Annotated in this window: 11 protein-coding genes; 7 read left to right on the plus strand and 4 right to left on the minus strand. The window is 36.9% G+C overall.

All coding sequences use genetic code 11. From position 1 onward, the window contains the following. Nucleotides 1-1,404, plus strand: a 1,404-nt coding sequence (locus tag ABDJ41_RS22245) for a protein-disulfide reductase DsbD family protein (protein ID WP_349788357.1), incomplete at its 5' end; no start/stop codon positions are given. Between the two features lie 104 nt (nt 1,405-1,508). Further along, nucleotides 1,509-4,067 carry a zinc-dependent metalloprotease gene (locus tag ABDJ41_RS22250; protein ID WP_349788358.1) on the plus strand — a complete coding sequence of 853 codons (2,559 nt, stop codon included), beginning with the start codon at nt 1,509-1,511 and terminating at the stop codon, nt 4,065-4,067. Between the two features lie 71 nt (nt 4,068-4,138). Here the strand turns inward: ABDJ41_RS22250 and ABDJ41_RS22255 are convergent, their stop codons facing one another. The 3 genes from ABDJ41_RS22255 to ABDJ41_RS22265 all read right to left on the minus strand — a co-directional run bounded on the left by ABDJ41_RS22255 (nt 4,139) and on the right by ABDJ41_RS22265 (nt 7,147). After that, on the minus strand, nt 4,139-5,257 hold the full coding sequence (locus tag ABDJ41_RS22255) for a sensor histidine kinase (RefSeq protein ID WP_349788359.1): 1,119 nt from the start codon (nt 5,255-5,257) through the stop codon (nt 4,139-4,141). A 122-nt stretch (nt 5,258-5,379) separates the two neighbouring features. Next, nucleotides 5,380-6,132 (minus strand): LytR/AlgR family response regulator transcription factor, encoded by a 753-nt coding sequence (locus ABDJ41_RS22260; protein WP_349788360.1) that lies wholly within the window; start codon nt 6,130-6,132, stop codon nt 5,380-5,382. 394 nt (nt 6,133-6,526) lie between these two features. Continuing rightward, nucleotides 6,527-7,147 carry a phosphatase PAP2-related protein gene (locus ABDJ41_RS22265; RefSeq protein WP_349788361.1) on the minus strand — a complete coding sequence of 207 codons (621 nt, stop codon included), beginning with the start codon at nt 7,145-7,147 and terminating at the stop codon, nt 6,527-6,529. Nucleotides 7,148-7,343: 196 nt separating this feature from the next. On the opposite strand from ABDJ41_RS22265, the gene ABDJ41_RS22270 reads away from it, so the two are divergent. Both ABDJ41_RS22270 and ABDJ41_RS22275 read left to right on the plus strand, forming a co-directional pair. Then, complete coding sequence (locus tag ABDJ41_RS22270; protein WP_349788362.1) at nt 7,344-9,080, plus strand: GMC family oxidoreductase; 1,737 nt, start codon at nt 7,344-7,346, stop codon at nt 9,078-9,080. Nucleotides 9,081-9,084: 4 nt separating this feature from the next. Beyond that, nucleotides 9,085-9,717: a gluconate 2-dehydrogenase subunit 3 family protein gene (locus ABDJ41_RS22275; protein ID WP_349788363.1), complete on the plus strand. Its 633-nt coding sequence runs from the start codon at nt 9,085-9,087 to the stop codon at nt 9,715-9,717. A gap of 102 nt (nt 9,718-9,819) precedes the next feature. Here the strand turns inward: ABDJ41_RS22275 and ABDJ41_RS22280 are convergent, their stop codons facing one another. Next, on the minus strand, nt 9,820-10,398 hold the full coding sequence (locus ABDJ41_RS22280; RefSeq protein WP_349788364.1) for a hypothetical protein: 579 nt from the start codon (nt 10,396-10,398) through the stop codon (nt 9,820-9,822). A 212-nt stretch (nt 10,399-10,610) separates the two neighbouring features. Between ABDJ41_RS22280 and ABDJ41_RS22285 the strand changes: the two genes are divergently transcribed. From ABDJ41_RS22285 to ABDJ41_RS22295, 3 genes are read left to right on the plus strand one after another with little or no spacing between them, the layout of a single operon-like run. Continuing rightward, nucleotides 10,611-11,648, plus strand: coding sequence for a Gfo/Idh/MocA family protein (locus ABDJ41_RS22285; RefSeq protein ID WP_349788365.1), 1,038 nt, complete (start codon nt 10,611-10,613; stop codon nt 11,646-11,648). Beyond that, a complete protein-coding gene (locus ABDJ41_RS22290; RefSeq protein ID WP_349788366.1) occupies nt 11,645-13,384 on the plus strand; it encodes an ABC transporter ATP-binding protein in 1,740 nt (579 codons plus the stop codon). Before ABDJ41_RS22285 ends, ABDJ41_RS22290 begins: the two co-directional genes overlap by 4 nt. Beyond that, on the plus strand, nt 13,368-15,128 hold the full coding sequence (locus tag ABDJ41_RS22295; protein ID WP_349788367.1) for an ABC transporter ATP-binding protein: 1,761 nt from the start codon (nt 13,368-13,370) through the stop codon (nt 15,126-15,128). The genes ABDJ41_RS22290 and ABDJ41_RS22295 overlap by 17 nt, the downstream gene beginning before the upstream one ends. Nucleotides 15,129-15,451 lie beyond the last annotated feature (323 nt).

Consider the following 15,451-nt stretch of genomic DNA (forward strand, 5'->3'; position numbering starts at 1 on the left):
GGCTTTCTGGCTTTCCTGATGCCTTGTATATTCCCAATGGTACCTTTAACCATTAGTTACTTTACAAACAGGGCCGGGAGCAAAAGTAAGGGGGTTGGTCAGGCTTTAATTTATGGACTTTCTATTATTGTGATTTATGTAGCTTTCGGCTTGCTGATCACTGTGATCTTTGGTTCTGCAGGGTTAAACGCTTTAAGTGCCAGTGGATTATTTAACTTCCTGTTCTTTATCTTGCTGGTGGTATTTGCGGTTTCCTTTTTTGGTGCCTTTGAGATTACTTTACCAAGCTCTATTGTTAACAAGATAGATAGTAAGGCCGACAACAGTAAAGGTTTAGGCGGTATTTTCTTTATGGCCGCTTCTTTAGCTTTGGTATCTTTCTCTTGTACAGGTCCAATCATCGGTACTTTATTAGTGCAGGCCAGCTCTAAAGGGGAGTTGTTAGCTCCGGCAATAGGTATGTTCGGATTTGCATTGGCTTTAGCTTTACCATTTACTTTATCTGCAATCTTTCCAGGCTTTTTAAGCAGCATGCCTAAATCAGGTGGATGGTTAAACAGTGTAAAAGTATGTCTGGGTTTCCTGGAACTGGCTTTAGCTTTAAAATTCCTTTCATCGGCAGATCTGGCCTGGCATTGGGAATGGTTCGACAGAGAAATTTTCCTGGTACTGTGGATTGTGATCTTTATCCTGATGGGGATCTACCTATTGGGCAAACTCAAGTTTGCACACGATAGCGAGCTGAAATATGTTTCTGTACCGAGGTTGTTCTTCGCTATCCTGTCGTTCTCATTCGCTGTATACATGGTTCCCGGATTATGGGGAGCTCCTGTAAGTGTACTAAGCGGACTTGCACCTCCAATGAACACTCAGGACTTCATTTTAAATGCACATGGATCTGCAGCTTCAGCTGGATCAGCAGATTTCCCAACTAAGGTGAAACATAGCGAATCATTAAAAGCACCTGTAGGCTTCAATGTATTCTTCGATCTGGATGAGGGAGTTGAATATGCCAAGAAAGTGAACAAACCTGTTTTGTTAGACTTTACCGGACATACCTGTGTAAATTGTCGCAGAATGGAAGATCTGGTATGGATTGACCAGGAGGTTGGACGACTGATTAAAGAGGAATATGTACTTATTCAATTATATGTTGATGACCGTAACATTAAGATGCCTGCAGAGAAAGTTCATTATTCTAAGATCCTGAAACGCAATACCGATGACCTGGGTTATTGGAACCTGGACTTTCAGGCTACAAGATATGCTTCCAATGCACAACCTTTATACGTACTGGCCGGACAAGATCTTAATCCTTTAGTGGCCCCACAGGGTGCTAATTTTAACGCAAAAGAATACGCAGATTATTTAAGAAGCGGTGTCGCTGCTTATAAATCCAAGTAATAATCTTATAAACTTTATTTAGGGGCAATCGACATTAAAATACTGTTGCCCCTAGTTATAGGTTTATATCATATAACCAACTAATCTTATAATTAATAATCTAAATGAAAAAATTAAGTTTGATCGCACTGGCACTGTTGTGTACCAGCTATCAGGGTTTTTCGCAAAAAAGAAAACCGAAAACCCCAACACCCATTCCGGCTACGGCTGCACCAGCAGGTAATCCGAATGCCATGAATCGCCCGGGTGGACCATCAACTGGCCCAAAACCATACAGCCAGGTGATTACTGCTAAAGCTAAAACCGACAAGGGTTTGTTTAAAGTTCATAACGTTGAAGGCCGTTATTTCTTTGAAATTGCAGACTCATTATTAGGAAGAGAAATATTAACAGTAAACAGAATCAGCAAAGCAGCAGCAGGAAACCGAGCATCTATGATGGGTTACGGCGGCGATCATATTGGTGATAATGTTATCAGCTTCGAAAAAGGCCCTTCTAACAAAGTGTATCTTAAAAGTGTTTCCTTCAGAGAGCGCTCAAATGATACTACAGAACATGGAATGTTCAAATCAGTAATGAGTTCAAATATTCAACCTTTGGTAGCTTCATTTGATATCAAAGCATTTGCTAAAGATTCTACTTCAGGTGCAAAAGGAGTTGTTATTGATGTTACAGATTATATGAACAGTGATAATGATATTTTCTTCTTTGACGCATCGATAAAAAAAAGATTGTCATTAGCTAATCAGCTATCAGATAGAAGTTATATCAAGGAAATTAAGGCTTATCCTATGAATATAGAAATAAGAACCCTTAAAACCTATATGAAATCGGCACCGCAAATGCCAGGCAGTATGATGGGGGGAGGTGCTCCAAGTGCTACACCAGCCACTTATGAACTGAACAGTTCAATGGTACTTTTGCCATCTAAGCAAATGAAGCCGAGGTTCTTTGATGCCCGTGTAGGATATTTTGCTACCGGATATGTAGATTTTGATGCAAACCCACATGGTGTTAAAAATCAATCATTAATTACCCGCTGGCGTTTAGAACCAAAAGCTGAAGATGTAGAAAAATACAAAAGAGGTGAATTGGTTGAACCTAAAAAACAAATTGTTTATTACATCGATCCTGCAACGCCTAAGAAATGGGTTCCTTACCTGATACAAGGTGTGAATGACTGGCAGGTTGCCTTTGAAAAAGCAGGTTTTAAAAATGCCATAATAGCTAAAGAAGCACCAAATGATCCCTCATGGAACATAGATGACGCCAGACATAGCGTAATCGTTTATAAACCATCTGATATTCCAAATGCAAGTGGTCCACACGTTCATGACCCACGTACTGGAGAAATTCTGGAAACACATATCAACTGGTACCATAACATTATGTTGTTATTAAGAAACTGGTATTTCATTCAGGCTTCAGCAATTGACCCACAGGCACGCAAAATGAAGTTTGATGATAAATTAATGGGTGAGTTGATTCGCTTTGTATCTTCACATGAAGTTGGCCATACTTTAGGTCTGCGTCATAACTTTGGTTCATCAGCAACTGTGCCGGTAGAAAAACTACGAGATAAGCAATGGGTAGAGAAAAATGGACATACTCCATCAATTATGGACTATGCACGTTTCAACTATGTAGCGCAACCAGAAGATAATGTAACTGCTAAAGGTATTTTCCCAAGAATTGGAGATTATGATTTATGGGCAATTGAATGGGGATACAAATGGCTGCCAGAATTCAATACTCCGGCAGATGAAGCTACTTATTCAAATCAAACAATTATCAAAAGGGTTCGCGCCAACAAGCGTTTAACCTTCGGTACAGAATCCGATCCTGATGATCCACGTAATCAAAGCGAAGATATTGGTGACAATGCGATGCTTGCATCTACGTACGGTATTAAAAACCTGAAACGTGTATTGCCAAATATTTTAACCTGGAGTAAAGAGCCTAACGAAGGCTATAGCAATGCTAAAACTCTTTATACTGAAGTGGTAGGACAGTGGGGTCGCTATATGGGCCACGTAGTTAAAAACGTAGGTGGTATCTATACTTCACCAAAAAGTGTTGAAGAAAAAGGTCCTACGTTTGAACATGTACCATTTGCAAAACAAAAAGAAGCTATGACTTTTCTAAACGGTCAATTATTCGCTACACCAACATGGTTAATTAACAAAGAACTGATTGAGCGTACAGGAATAAACCCGGTTGACATCTTCCAGAATACCCAAAAGAATGTTTTAGGCAGATTACTTAACCCTAATACCATTAATAAACTAATCAATGCAGAAGCTTTAAATGGTGCCAAAGCATATACAATTGGTAACTTATTTACTGATTTAAAGGCTGGAGTATGGACAGAATTGTCTTCACATAAGACAATTGATGTTTATAGAAGAAACTTACAGAAGGCATATGTAGACAACCTGACTAAATTAATTAAAGCACCTGCGGCTTCAACAGGTGGATCTATGTTCCCAGGCATGAGAGTAACAGATCCTACCAGTTCAGATATATCAAGTATAGGTAGAGCGCATTTAACAACGCTTGCAAAAGAAATCCGGACAGCAATACCTACTGCAACTGGCATGAGTAAATATCACTTACAAGATTTATTAGTAAGAATCAATGCTGCATTAAATCCTAAATCATAAGGATTTATTACAATTGAATAGAAAAGCCTCCGGAAATTTTCCGGAGGCTTTTCTATGTAGAGTTGTTCTGATTACTTAGAAAGAAATTCAGGGACATATTCATCCTTCCTAAATTCTGGATTCACAGATTCTTCTGGATTGAACAAGTTAATTCTTACATACAAGTTAAAATATCCAGTACTGTCCCGATTAAAACTCAGAACCGCATTGTCACCATAAATCAATTTCAATCTCTTTACTGTATTATCCAGACCTATATTATGGCTCTGGCTAACATAATTAGAATTGATGAAGTTACTGGTTTCAATCAATATTGTATTTCCATCAAAACTCACTGACATTACTGCAGGCTTATCTGGTTTAGTCAAGTCACCATGCTTAAAGATATTTTCAGCAAGAGTAAGCATAACCAACGGTATAATTTCAATGTTATCCAAAGTCTTATCATACTTTAAGGTAAGATTTAGTGGAGAACCCGATTTAAGCGTATGTAGCTTAATCAAATTTTCAATCTGTTCAATCTCTAATTGTACCGGGATTAACGTGTTTTCAGTCTCATCACGTAAGGCAAACCTCATCATTTCAGATAATGACAATACTGCTTCAGCACCTTCTGGAGAAGTCTTACGAATATTGGTGTAAATGAAACTCAAAGTGTTGAATAGAAAGTGGGGGTTAATCTGGGCTTTTAAATGCGCATACTGGGTTTTGATTAATTCAGATTGAATCGTTTGATTTTCAATAATCATCCATAGTCTATCCTTTTCAGCTTGCTGGGCATTCTTGCGTTCTCTAAAATAACTCGTTAAATAATAATATCCAGAAGAGAAAAGAATAAAATAGATTGCTCTCCAAACTCCGTTACCTATAGAAGTTTTATTAATTGCTGCTTTTGTTGAGATAGTAAGGTCAGCATATTGCTGTAAAAGTGCTACCGCACCAATAGTTAAAGGTACATATATTAATACCTCAATAATTACCAGCAAGGGAAGCAGCCAGAATGCTTGTTTGGGTTGCTTATATGCAGTGGGTAATATGATATGTGCGTGAAAATAAAATAAGAAAATATTGAATACATAAAATACAAAGTAACTTCCGAAGCTTGCAAAATAACCTCTCAAGATTCCCGTTAAGACAATTTCATAAAAAATAAAGAAAAACCATGCTATAAAATGAATTCTATAATTCATTATAAACAAGAGTATTTTTTTGAAATGGCTTTTCATTCTATGCTATAGTAATCAGTATATCTGTGAAGTTTAAAACAGAGTGGGAATTTGTATTTTAATCAAAAGATAGATGGCTAAATAATTTATTCCGGAACTCCGCGGTTGGACCTAAGTGTTTTATCTTCCAAAAAGGATAAGAATTGCTTTTTATAAGTGGCACCCAATGGAACTTCCAGATTATTATTTAAGGTAATGGATGAGCCTTCAATTTTATTTACATGGTCCATCGAAATTATAAAGGATCTCTGAACTCTGATAAAAGATTTGTCACCCTCTAACTTATGCTCAACCTCTTTGATTGTTAAATAAACTACATACATCGCATTAACAGTATGTATTTTTACATAATTATTCAAACCCTCAACAGCTACAAGGTCTTTCAGATTGACTTTTATATACTTTTGATTCTGATCTGTTTTAATAAAGAAAAAGTCAGGTTTTTTAGGTTGAATCCTGTCTCTTCCAAGCTTGTCAAAATCAATCATTTTATTAATTGCAATCGCAAAGTTATTTAGAGAAATAGGTTTTAAAAGATAATCATTTGCATAAATGCCGAAAGCTTCAACTGCATATCTGGTATGTGCAGTAGTAATTACAAGGAATTTAGATTTATTTCTTATCATTCTGGCCAGCTCTATGCCAGTCATGCCCGGCATATCAATATCTAAAAAGATAATATCAATATTATCTTCCCAGGTAATGTTCCTGTAGGCAGCTAATGGATCCGTATAATATTTTAAGAGTGTTAAATTTGGTAATTCTTCAATATATTCCGACAATAGCTCAATGCCATGTTTTTCATCATCAATAATAACGCAGTTTAATTTATCTGTCATCTATACGTTAATTAAATTTTTCTCTAAACTTAGCTATATTTACGAGTACAAACACACTATTGCTTAATATATTTTATTATTTCAATATCATATCCATTTTCAAAGTTAAGCTAAAAGTGTCTAATAGCATAATTATCATCCTTATCAACTTGCTGTATTTCGTTCACCACGTTAAAGTAATCATTTACCACGTAAAACATAGCGTTTGCGTAATATAATTGCGTAGGAATTTGATCTTTTCTACTTTTAGTCATCCCCCTATAAAAACCCAAAACCTGACGCATGCTAGTGCGTCAGGTTTTAACACAATTGAATTATACATTTGGTACGTTCTCGTATATATTTAGTTCTAAAGGGAGTACAACCTCCCTTTAGTTACTAGATAATAAAATAACTAAATTTTAGCCATTGCTTTTCCAAGATACCAACAAAACCACATAAAGATTGGAGCTGCAAGAATATCTATTGTATAATGCACATGTTGAATTAATAGTAATACAGCTATAATCCCCGAAGCAATAAAAGCAATCATCTTATCACGTTTACGCTCTAAACAAAGTGCAACTAAAAAAACAGTAGCAGTATGTCCGGAGAAAAATAAATCCTTCGTAATCACATTAGCATGATAAAAGAAAATGGAGCAAGGATCTGACAAATGAACAATATCAGCAGGAGGGTCTAATGGCACTAATGATATAGTGATGATTCTGGCAATGCATAAAAAAATGAAAGACCATAAAGCCGTAAGGCACATAATTGTATTTTTCGACATTCTGACCAACAAAAAACAAATCATTCCATACAAGACAGCAAATATCAATGCCGAAACATCTTTTGCCGGTATAATATTCAATAACCAATCATTTAGCTGAATACCTTCTCTGTTTTCTATATGCGAAAAGAAATGAGGAATGAAAATTAAAATGGCTACCAGAATTAACATTCCAATGATGAATTTTACTCGAAATGCTTGATAGTCCCAGGCTATTTGCCAGGTAAATTGTTTTGACTGCATTAAAATTGGTTAGTATTTAGTTGGTAAAATTATACAAATAAAGCGATTTTCAATTAAAGTCCAACCCCATTTTCGTTAAATAGCAACAAATGATTAGAATACTAAAATAAAATGCAATAAACCATATTTTATCAAAAATATTTAGATCATAATCCAAAAAGATATAAATTACGATAACCAATACGAATGATACAATATGGATGAATTTCAGATTAAAAAATCGACTAAAGATTATGATGTAATAATAGTTGGTTCAGGTGCTGGAGGGGGAATGGCTGGATATGTACTTGCCAATGCTGGGCAAAAGGTTTTGATGTTAGAAGCCGGAGAAGACTTTGACCCACGCCTTCATGCTCAACAGCTTAAATGGCCTTGGGAATCACCACGTAGAGGTGCGAGTACCACCCGGCCGTTTGGTGATTTTGATGCTTCTTATGGCGGCTGGGAGTTGGACGGTGAACCTTATACACAAAAAAACAACTCTGAATTCGCCTGGTTCCGTTCCAGAATGCTTGGGGGAAGAACTAATCATTGGGGTAGAATATCCTTAAGGATGGGACCTGATGATTTTAAATGTAAAGATGGCTTAACAGATGATTGGCCAATCACTTATGATGAAGTAAAACCATATTATGATAAAGTAGACCGCTTAATTGGAGTTTACGGTAGTGTAGAAGGTATACCAAACGAACCGGATGGTATCTTTTTACCACCGCCAAAGCCACGCTTAAATGAATTATTTATTAAGAAAGCAGGAGAAAAAACAGGTGTAACTGTTATTCCGGGAAGAGGTTCAGTGCTAACAGAAGCCTTACCAGGAAATACAGACCGTGCTCCGTGCTTTTATTGTGGACAATGCGGAAGAAGCTGTAAAGTATATGGAGATTTCTCCTCATCTTCCTGCCTTGTTATTCCAGCTGTGAAAAGTGGGAATCTGACTGTCGTTACCAATGCAATGGTAAGGGAAGTATTAACAGATTCAGCTGGTTTGGCTACAGGTGTATCCTATATCAATAAAAAAGATATGCAGGAATACCAGGTCAATGCGAAAGTAGTGGTATTGGGAGCTAGTGCTTGCGAATCAGCCAGGATATTATTAAACTCCAAATCTGCAGCTCATCCTGATGGATTAGCCAATAGTAGTGGTATTATTGGTAAATATCTACATGACTCTACCGGAGCCGGATTAAGCGGATTTTTACCGCAATTAATGGATAGAAAACGTTATAATGAAGACGGTGTTGGTAGTGTCCATATCTATTCTCCATGGTGGCTGGATAACAAGAAACTTGATTTCCCACGAGGTTACCATATAGAATATTGGGGAGGTATGGGGATGCCTGCCTATGGCTTTACCGATGGCATGCATAATCTAAATGGCTTGGTACCAGATAGAAATGGAAAAATGAAAGAGGCTGGAGGCTATGGCGTATCCTTAAAAGATGACTACAGACGCTTTTATGGAACTCGCGTAGGAATGGCTGGTCGTGGAACTGCAATTGCCAGAGAAAGTAATTATTGTGAAATAGATCCTAAAGTGGTGGATAAATATGGTATTCCGGTATTGCGTTTCAACTATAAATGGGCAGATGAAGAGATTAAGCAAGCCAAACACATGCAAGAGACTTTCCAGGCTATGATGCATGCAATGGGTGCAATCATAACTTCGGATATTGAAGGTCCAGAAACCAATTACGGACTACTTGCTCCAGGCAAAATTATCCATGAAGTAGGAACCATAAGGATGGGAAATGACCCTAAAAAATCCGCACTAAATAAATGGTGCCAGGCTCATGAATGTAAAAATCTATTTGTAGTTGATGCGGCACCATTTGTACAACAGGGAGATAAAAATGCCACCTGGACAATTTTGGCATTATCAATGAGAACAGCTGAATATATCCTCGATCAGAAGAAGAAGCAAAATATTTAATAACATGAACAGACGTCAATCATTAAAAATCCTAGGGCTGACTACAATTAGTGCGTCAGTGCTACTTGATGCATGTAAACCTGGCGAAAAAAGTCCTAAACTATCAGATGAATCCAGTGAGTCGGAACAACCCGGCAGACAGGAGTTCGAGATTGCCAGAGATAAAAAACTGCATGAAGAAAAGTTTTTCAGTGCACATGAAATGGCTACCATTGCTGTTTTATCAGATATTATTATTCCGAAAGACGAAAAATCAGGAAGTGCAACAGATGCCAAGGTTCCTGAGTTTATAGAATTTATTGTAAAGGATTTACCTTATCATCAGCTTCCTATGAGAGGAGGATTAAAATGGCTGGATCTACAATGCTTAAACAGATTTGAGAAGCCTTTTAAAGATGCTTCAGCAGCCCAGCAAACACAAATGCTGGATATGATCGCTTATCCGAAAAAAGTAAAACCAGGAATGGAACAAGGCGTAGCCTTTTTTAACTTGATGAGAGATCTGACAGCTTCGGGGTTTTTCACCACTGAAATAGGAGTTAAAGATTTAGGATATGCTGGAAATACTCCGAACAAATGGGAGGGTGTACCAGAGGATGTTGTAAAACAATACAACTTCAAAAGTAATAACCTGTAAAAAGAAACGGGGATAGGTCCTAAGACTTACCCCCGTTAAATTAACGCTCTCACCACAAAAGTACTAATTTATTCTTACTTACCAAATATTTTTTAATTTATATTATCTCATATCCCGTTCAACTTTTCTGGCTGTACTTTTTCCTGGTAAATAAATCTGGAATCCAACACCTATTCCAAGGTTATGAGCATAAGCACTAGTACCGAAACCAACAACTCCATTATATTTCAATAAAGCTTCAAGGCCAATCGTTTGCGTAACGAAATAGGTAAAACCTGGGCCAAATGAAAATCCTAAGCCATTGGTACTACCACCTCCAGAAGGATTATAACCCTGAACACCTACTGTAGCTTCTCCAAAGAACCTGGAGCTCTTAACTATTTCATTGGCACCGGTTTCTCCATAATATCTTCCTAAAGCACTCACACCATAGTTGAAATCTGTTCCACTTCCTTTTTGTGTAGCGATACCAAGATTTACTTCGCCTCCAATTGCAAGTCCATCTTGTACAAACCATGCCGCCTTGGGGCTAACATTAAAAGTAAATACATTAGGCTTGTCCAACCCAAATTTTATATCTGATAGATTTGCACCGATCATGACATTCCCTTTCTGTATTTGCGCATTTGCTCCAAATGCCATAACACTTCCAAAAAAAATAGTAAAAATTAGCTTTTTCATAAGATTCATTTAAATGTTTTCAATAGTGTTTAAAGCTTTGATCAGCCTTAACTTTCTATTTTAACAAACAGAAAAGCTTTTTTGTTTAAAAACATTTTATTTGTGATCAACAGGCTTAATCCGTAAATTGCATAAACAAACATTCTGTTTATGGCCTAAAAAATGCTTATGTATAATTATAACGTTTTTTACCTGTATAGATAATTTATAGAATGGAGACATCATTAAGTAATAAACCTAACTATTTTATAGAGAAAGTTAGAAATATGCTGGGGAGAAAAGAAGTGGAAGAAATTAAATGGGGGATTATTGGTTGTGGCGATGTTACTGAAGTTAAAAGCGGTCCCGCTTTTAATAAAGTACCCAATTCTAAATTATTAGCAGTAATGCGTCGTGATGGTGAAAAAGCCAGAGATTATGCTATGCGCCACCTGGTGCCAAAATGGTATGACGACGTAAACATGATTATTAATGATCCTGAAATCAATGCTATTTATATTGCTACTCCTCCTTTACAACACGAAGAGTATGCGATTAAAGCTATGGCAGCAGGTAAATTTGTATATGTAGAGAAGCCGATGACTTTAAATGCGGAATCTGCCATACGAATGAGGGATGCTGCTTTAAAATATAACGCAAAAATGGCTGTCGCTCATTACAGACGTGAACAACCTATGTTCCAGAAAGTAAAGTCGCTGTTAGAGAATAATGAAATTGGAACGGTAAGACTTGTACAACTACAAATGCTACAGCCACCTAAATCTGATTTAATTGCAAATTCTGAAACCAACTGGCGTATGGATCCCGCAATTTCCGGCGGCGGCTTATTTCATGATCTGGCCCCTCATCAACTCGACTTAATGATTCACTTCTTCGGAGCAGTAGAACAATCTCATGGACTTTCTTTAAATCAAGGAAATTCTTTTGGTGTGGATGATATGGTGACTGGACATATTTTGTTTAAAAATGGAGTTGTCTTTAATGGTAACTGGTGCTTTTCTGCAGCTGAACACAGGGATATATGTGAAATTATTGGGACACTTGGACGAATTAGCTTCCCCATGTTTGGACATAAAGTAACGCTGAGTAAAGATGGAAATGAAGAAGAATTTATATTTGACGCATTAGAACATGTACAACAACCTATGATTGCAGAGGTGGTTAAATACTTCCAGGGACAAACAATTAATCCATGTTCTGCAGATCAGGCAATACAATCCATGAAAATAATGGATAGCTTTACACTATGAACAAAAAAACCAGTACAGCTGGGAAACCAAATATTTTTAACCTTCTAAAGCCCTACAAAGGACTGATTATCTTATTACTCCTGTTTGCTCTGATCAGCAATGGGGTAAATCTGCTCTTGCCTAAAATCATTGCGAATGGAATAGATGCTTATACGAATGGTACTTTTGATTTACAAAGTATTCTTCTCAAGTTCTCTATCGCAATACTTTTTGTTCTGCTATTTACTTTTCTTCAAAGCATCATTCAAACCTACGCTTCAGAAAAAGTTGCTAGAGACCTGAGAACGAAACTTGCAGATCAGATTTCAAGACAAAGCAATGCTTACATTGAGCAGTCAAACCCTTCTAAATTACTGACTAATCTTACGGCTGATGTTGATTCCATAAAGGTATTTATAGCCCAGGCAATAGTCTCTATTACTTCTTCCATATTCATTATTTTTGGGGCAACCATTCTTTTATTGACCATCAATTGGAAATTGGCCCTGGCCATCATTGCAATTATCCCAATTATCGGAGTCACATTTTTTTTAGTCATCAGGAAAGTAAGTGTGCTTTTTAAACAAAGCAGGGAAGTGATAGACTGGTTAAATAAGGTGATTAATGAAAGTATTCTTGGCGCTGCACTAATCCGTGTAATTAATTCTCAGCAACTGGAAAATGTAAAATTCTTATCGGCCAATACTAAGGCTAAAGAGCTTGGTCTTTCTATATTAAATCTTTTTGCAGGCCTGATCCCAGTTATTATATTCGTAGCAAACCTTGCCGGATTAACCATATTGTTGCTAGGTGGACATTATGTGATATCTGATAAAATGACTCTGGGTGATTTTTCAGCCTTTAACAGTTACCTCGCGATGCTTATTTTTCCAATTATAGTAATTGGTTTCATGAGTAATGTAATAGCCCAGGCTACAGCATCTTACGGACGCATATCTCATGTATTAAACAAAGATAATGACACTGCCACAGGCACCATAACAGATGTATTGAAAGGGCTGGTGGAAATGAAAGATATCAACGTTATTTATGGACAGAAACCAGTACTTAAAGATATTTCGTTCAGCCTGAAACCTGGTTCAAAAACTGCAATCATTGGTCCAACTGCCGCTGGTAAAACACAGTTATTATATTTACTGACCGGACTGATTAAGCCGGATAGTGGTGAGATTTTATTTGATGGCAAACCGGTGTCTGATTATAATCAGGAAACTTTTCATAATCAGGTTGGATTTGTATTTCAGGATAGCATCATCTTCAACATGAGCATCAGAGAGAACATTGCTTTTAATGACCAGGTAAGCGATGAATCTTTAGAAAAGGCAATTGAAACTGCTGAACTAAGGGATTTTATTGATGCACTTCCTGAAAAACTGAATACCATTGTATCTGAAAGGGGCTCTAATTTATCGGGCGGACAAAAACAAAGGATTATGTTAGCTCGTGCATTGGCCTTAAATCCTAAGGTATTATTATTAGATGATTTTACAGCTAGGGTAGACAACAATACAGAACAACGTATCCTGGCAAATGTACAGCGGAATTTCCCTGGTCTTACTTTACTTTCTGTAACTCAAAAAATTGCAGCAGTACAAAACTATGATCATGTGATATTGATCACGCAAGGTGAAATCATAGGACAAGGCACACACCAACAACTCATGAGTAGCAGTCCCGAATACGTCCAAATTTACAATTCACAACAAAGTACCAGCAATTATGAACTACAATCTTAACCAAATTACTGGTAAGGAAGAAAAGAAGTCAACATTTGCAGTACTTAAAAAGCTGCTAAAACTCATTGAACATGAACGCAAAAATCTGCTCCTCGCTTTTTTTGCCATGATCATCAATGCTACATTGCTTTTATTATCACCACTCATTATTGGTCATACGATAGACAATTATATCAGCACCAAACAATATAATGGCGTACTATTTTACTCAGGCATTCTTTTTGGTATGTACCTGCTTACTTTAGTTACAGGTTATCTGCAAACTAAACTGATGGGAGGCGTGGGGCAGAGAACTTTATATACTTTGCGTAATGCTATATTTAGTAAGATACAAGAGCTCCCAGTGGCATTCTTTAGCCAGAATAAAGCGGGTGATTTGATTTCAAGGGTTAATAATGATACGGATAAGCTTAATCAGTTCTTTTCACAATCGCTGATGCAGTTTCTAAGTAGCATTTTTACCATGATTGGTGCCGGTGTATTTTTACTCGTCATCAATTTTAAACTTGGTGCTGCCACACTTGTTCCGGGACTGTTTATTTTATTGTTTACCACACTCGTTTCTGCCTGGGTAAAAAGAAAGAATGCACTAAACCTGAAAAGTGTAGGAAACCTAAGTGCCGGAATTCAGGAAAGCCTCAATAACTTTAAAGTGATCATTGCCTTTAATCGTCGTGATTATTTCAGAAAAAGGTTTAATGAAACTAATGCAGAGAACTACAAGACTGCTATTGGTGCGGGTATTGCCAATACGATGTTTGTCCCTGTATTTGGATTCTTCTCTAGTGCTGCTCAGCTGATTGTCTTGCTTTATGGTATCCATCTGATTTCAATTGGAGAGTTTTCTGTGGGTTTATTAATCAGTTATCTTTCTTATGCTATAAACTTTTATAATCCCCTTCGACAACTGGCTGCTTTATGGAGCACATTCCAGGTGGCAATGGCGGCTTGGGACAGGATCTCACAGATTTTATCTTTAGAAAGTGACCTTAAGATTATCGCGGATACACATACGCATCAGACAGATGCGCTGATTGCATTTAAAAATGTTCATTTCTCTTACGCTGGTGGCGAAGAGATTTTGCACAATATCAGCTTTGAACTTCAAAAAGGAAAAACATATGCTTTAATTGGTCCGACTGGTGGTGGAAAAACGACTACAGCTTCACTCATGGCTCGTCTGTATGATACAACAAAAGGGGAGGTGTTACTGGCTGGAAAAGATATACGTTCTTTTACTGCCGAAGAACGAAGTAATAAGATCGGTTTTATCTTACAAGAACCTTTTTTATTTACCGGAACGGTTAAGGATAACATCTTATATAGCAATAGTGAGTATAAAGACTTCAGCAATGAGCAATTAGAAGAAGTAATTAAAGAAGCACATCTGGATGATTTACTGGCCTTGTTCGACAAAGGGCTGGAAACTGAGGTAGTATCAAACTCTGATAATATCAGTTTGGGTCAGAAACAGCTTATTGCCTTCATGAGAGCTGTACTGCGTAAACCTGAGTTACTGATACTGGATGAAGCAACGGCAAATATTGATACCATTACGGAAAAATTATTGAGTGATATTCTTAAGAAGTTACCTAAGGAAACTACATTGGTAATCATTGCCCACAGACTAAACACCATTGAAAATGCAGATGAGATTTACTTTGTAAACTCTGGAGAAGTAATTAAGGCTGGTACAATGGAGCATGCCATGAAAATGCTGCTCAAAGGAAAAAGAAGCAGTTAGCAGCGGAAATTAATGTCCGCTGTTATGATTGTCTTTTTTTCTGAATGTTAAATAAAAAGCAGTAACCATGATAATTAGTGAAAGTGCTGATAAGCTGATTAATGATGCCATAATATGAGTTTTAATGTGTTTGACTGCACAAATATAACTTTACAAATCGATAAAACTCAATCCATTCTTTAAACTACACAGCAATAATTGGCAAAATGTGGATTTGTGAATAAAATTGTTGTGAATTAAAATCAATTTTTTCCGTAAATTGTTATCAGTATTAAGAAGCTAAATTAAAACGACAAAAAAGTCCTGTGAGTGGGTGATCCGCG

It is taken from the genome of Pedobacter sp. ASV1-7 (assembly GCF_040203335.1).
GTDB lineage: Bacteria > Bacteroidota > Bacteroidia > Sphingobacteriales > Sphingobacteriaceae > Pedobacter.

What these genes read in the sequence shown, in the direction of transcription:
- ABDJ41_RS22280 (WP_349788364.1), bottom strand. Translation starts at nt 10,398, where the DNA reads ATGAAAAAGCTAATTTTTACTATTTTTTTTGGAAGTGTTATGGCATTT.
- ABDJ41_RS22295 (WP_349788367.1), top strand. Translation starts at nt 13,368, where the DNA reads ATGAACTACAATCTTAACCAAATTACTGGTAAGGAAGAAAAGAAGTCA.
- ABDJ41_RS22270 (WP_349788362.1), top strand. Translation starts at nt 7,344, where the DNA reads ATGGATGAATTTCAGATTAAAAAATCGACTAAAGATTATGATGTAATA.
- ABDJ41_RS22290 (WP_349788366.1), top strand. Translation starts at nt 11,645, where the DNA reads ATGAACAAAAAAACCAGTACAGCTGGGAAACCAAATATTTTTAACCTT.
- ABDJ41_RS22285 (WP_349788365.1), top strand. Translation starts at nt 10,611, where the DNA reads ATGGAGACATCATTAAGTAATAAACCTAACTATTTTATAGAGAAAGTT.
- ABDJ41_RS22275 (WP_349788363.1), top strand. Translation starts at nt 9,085, where the DNA reads ATGAACAGACGTCAATCATTAAAAATCCTAGGGCTGACTACAATTAGT.
- ABDJ41_RS22250 (WP_349788358.1), top strand. Translation starts at nt 1,509, where the DNA reads ATGAAAAAATTAAGTTTGATCGCACTGGCACTGTTGTGTACCAGCTAT.
- ABDJ41_RS22260 (WP_349788360.1), bottom strand. Translation starts at nt 6,132, where the DNA reads ATGACAGATAAATTAAACTGCGTTATTATTGATGATGAAAAACATGGC.
- ABDJ41_RS22265 (WP_349788361.1), bottom strand. Translation starts at nt 7,147, where the DNA reads ATGCAGTCAAAACAATTTACCTGGCAAATAGCCTGGGACTATCAAGCA.
- ABDJ41_RS22255 (WP_349788359.1), bottom strand. Translation starts at nt 5,257, where the DNA reads ATGAATTATAGAATTCATTTTATAGCATGGTTTTTCTTTATTTTTTAT.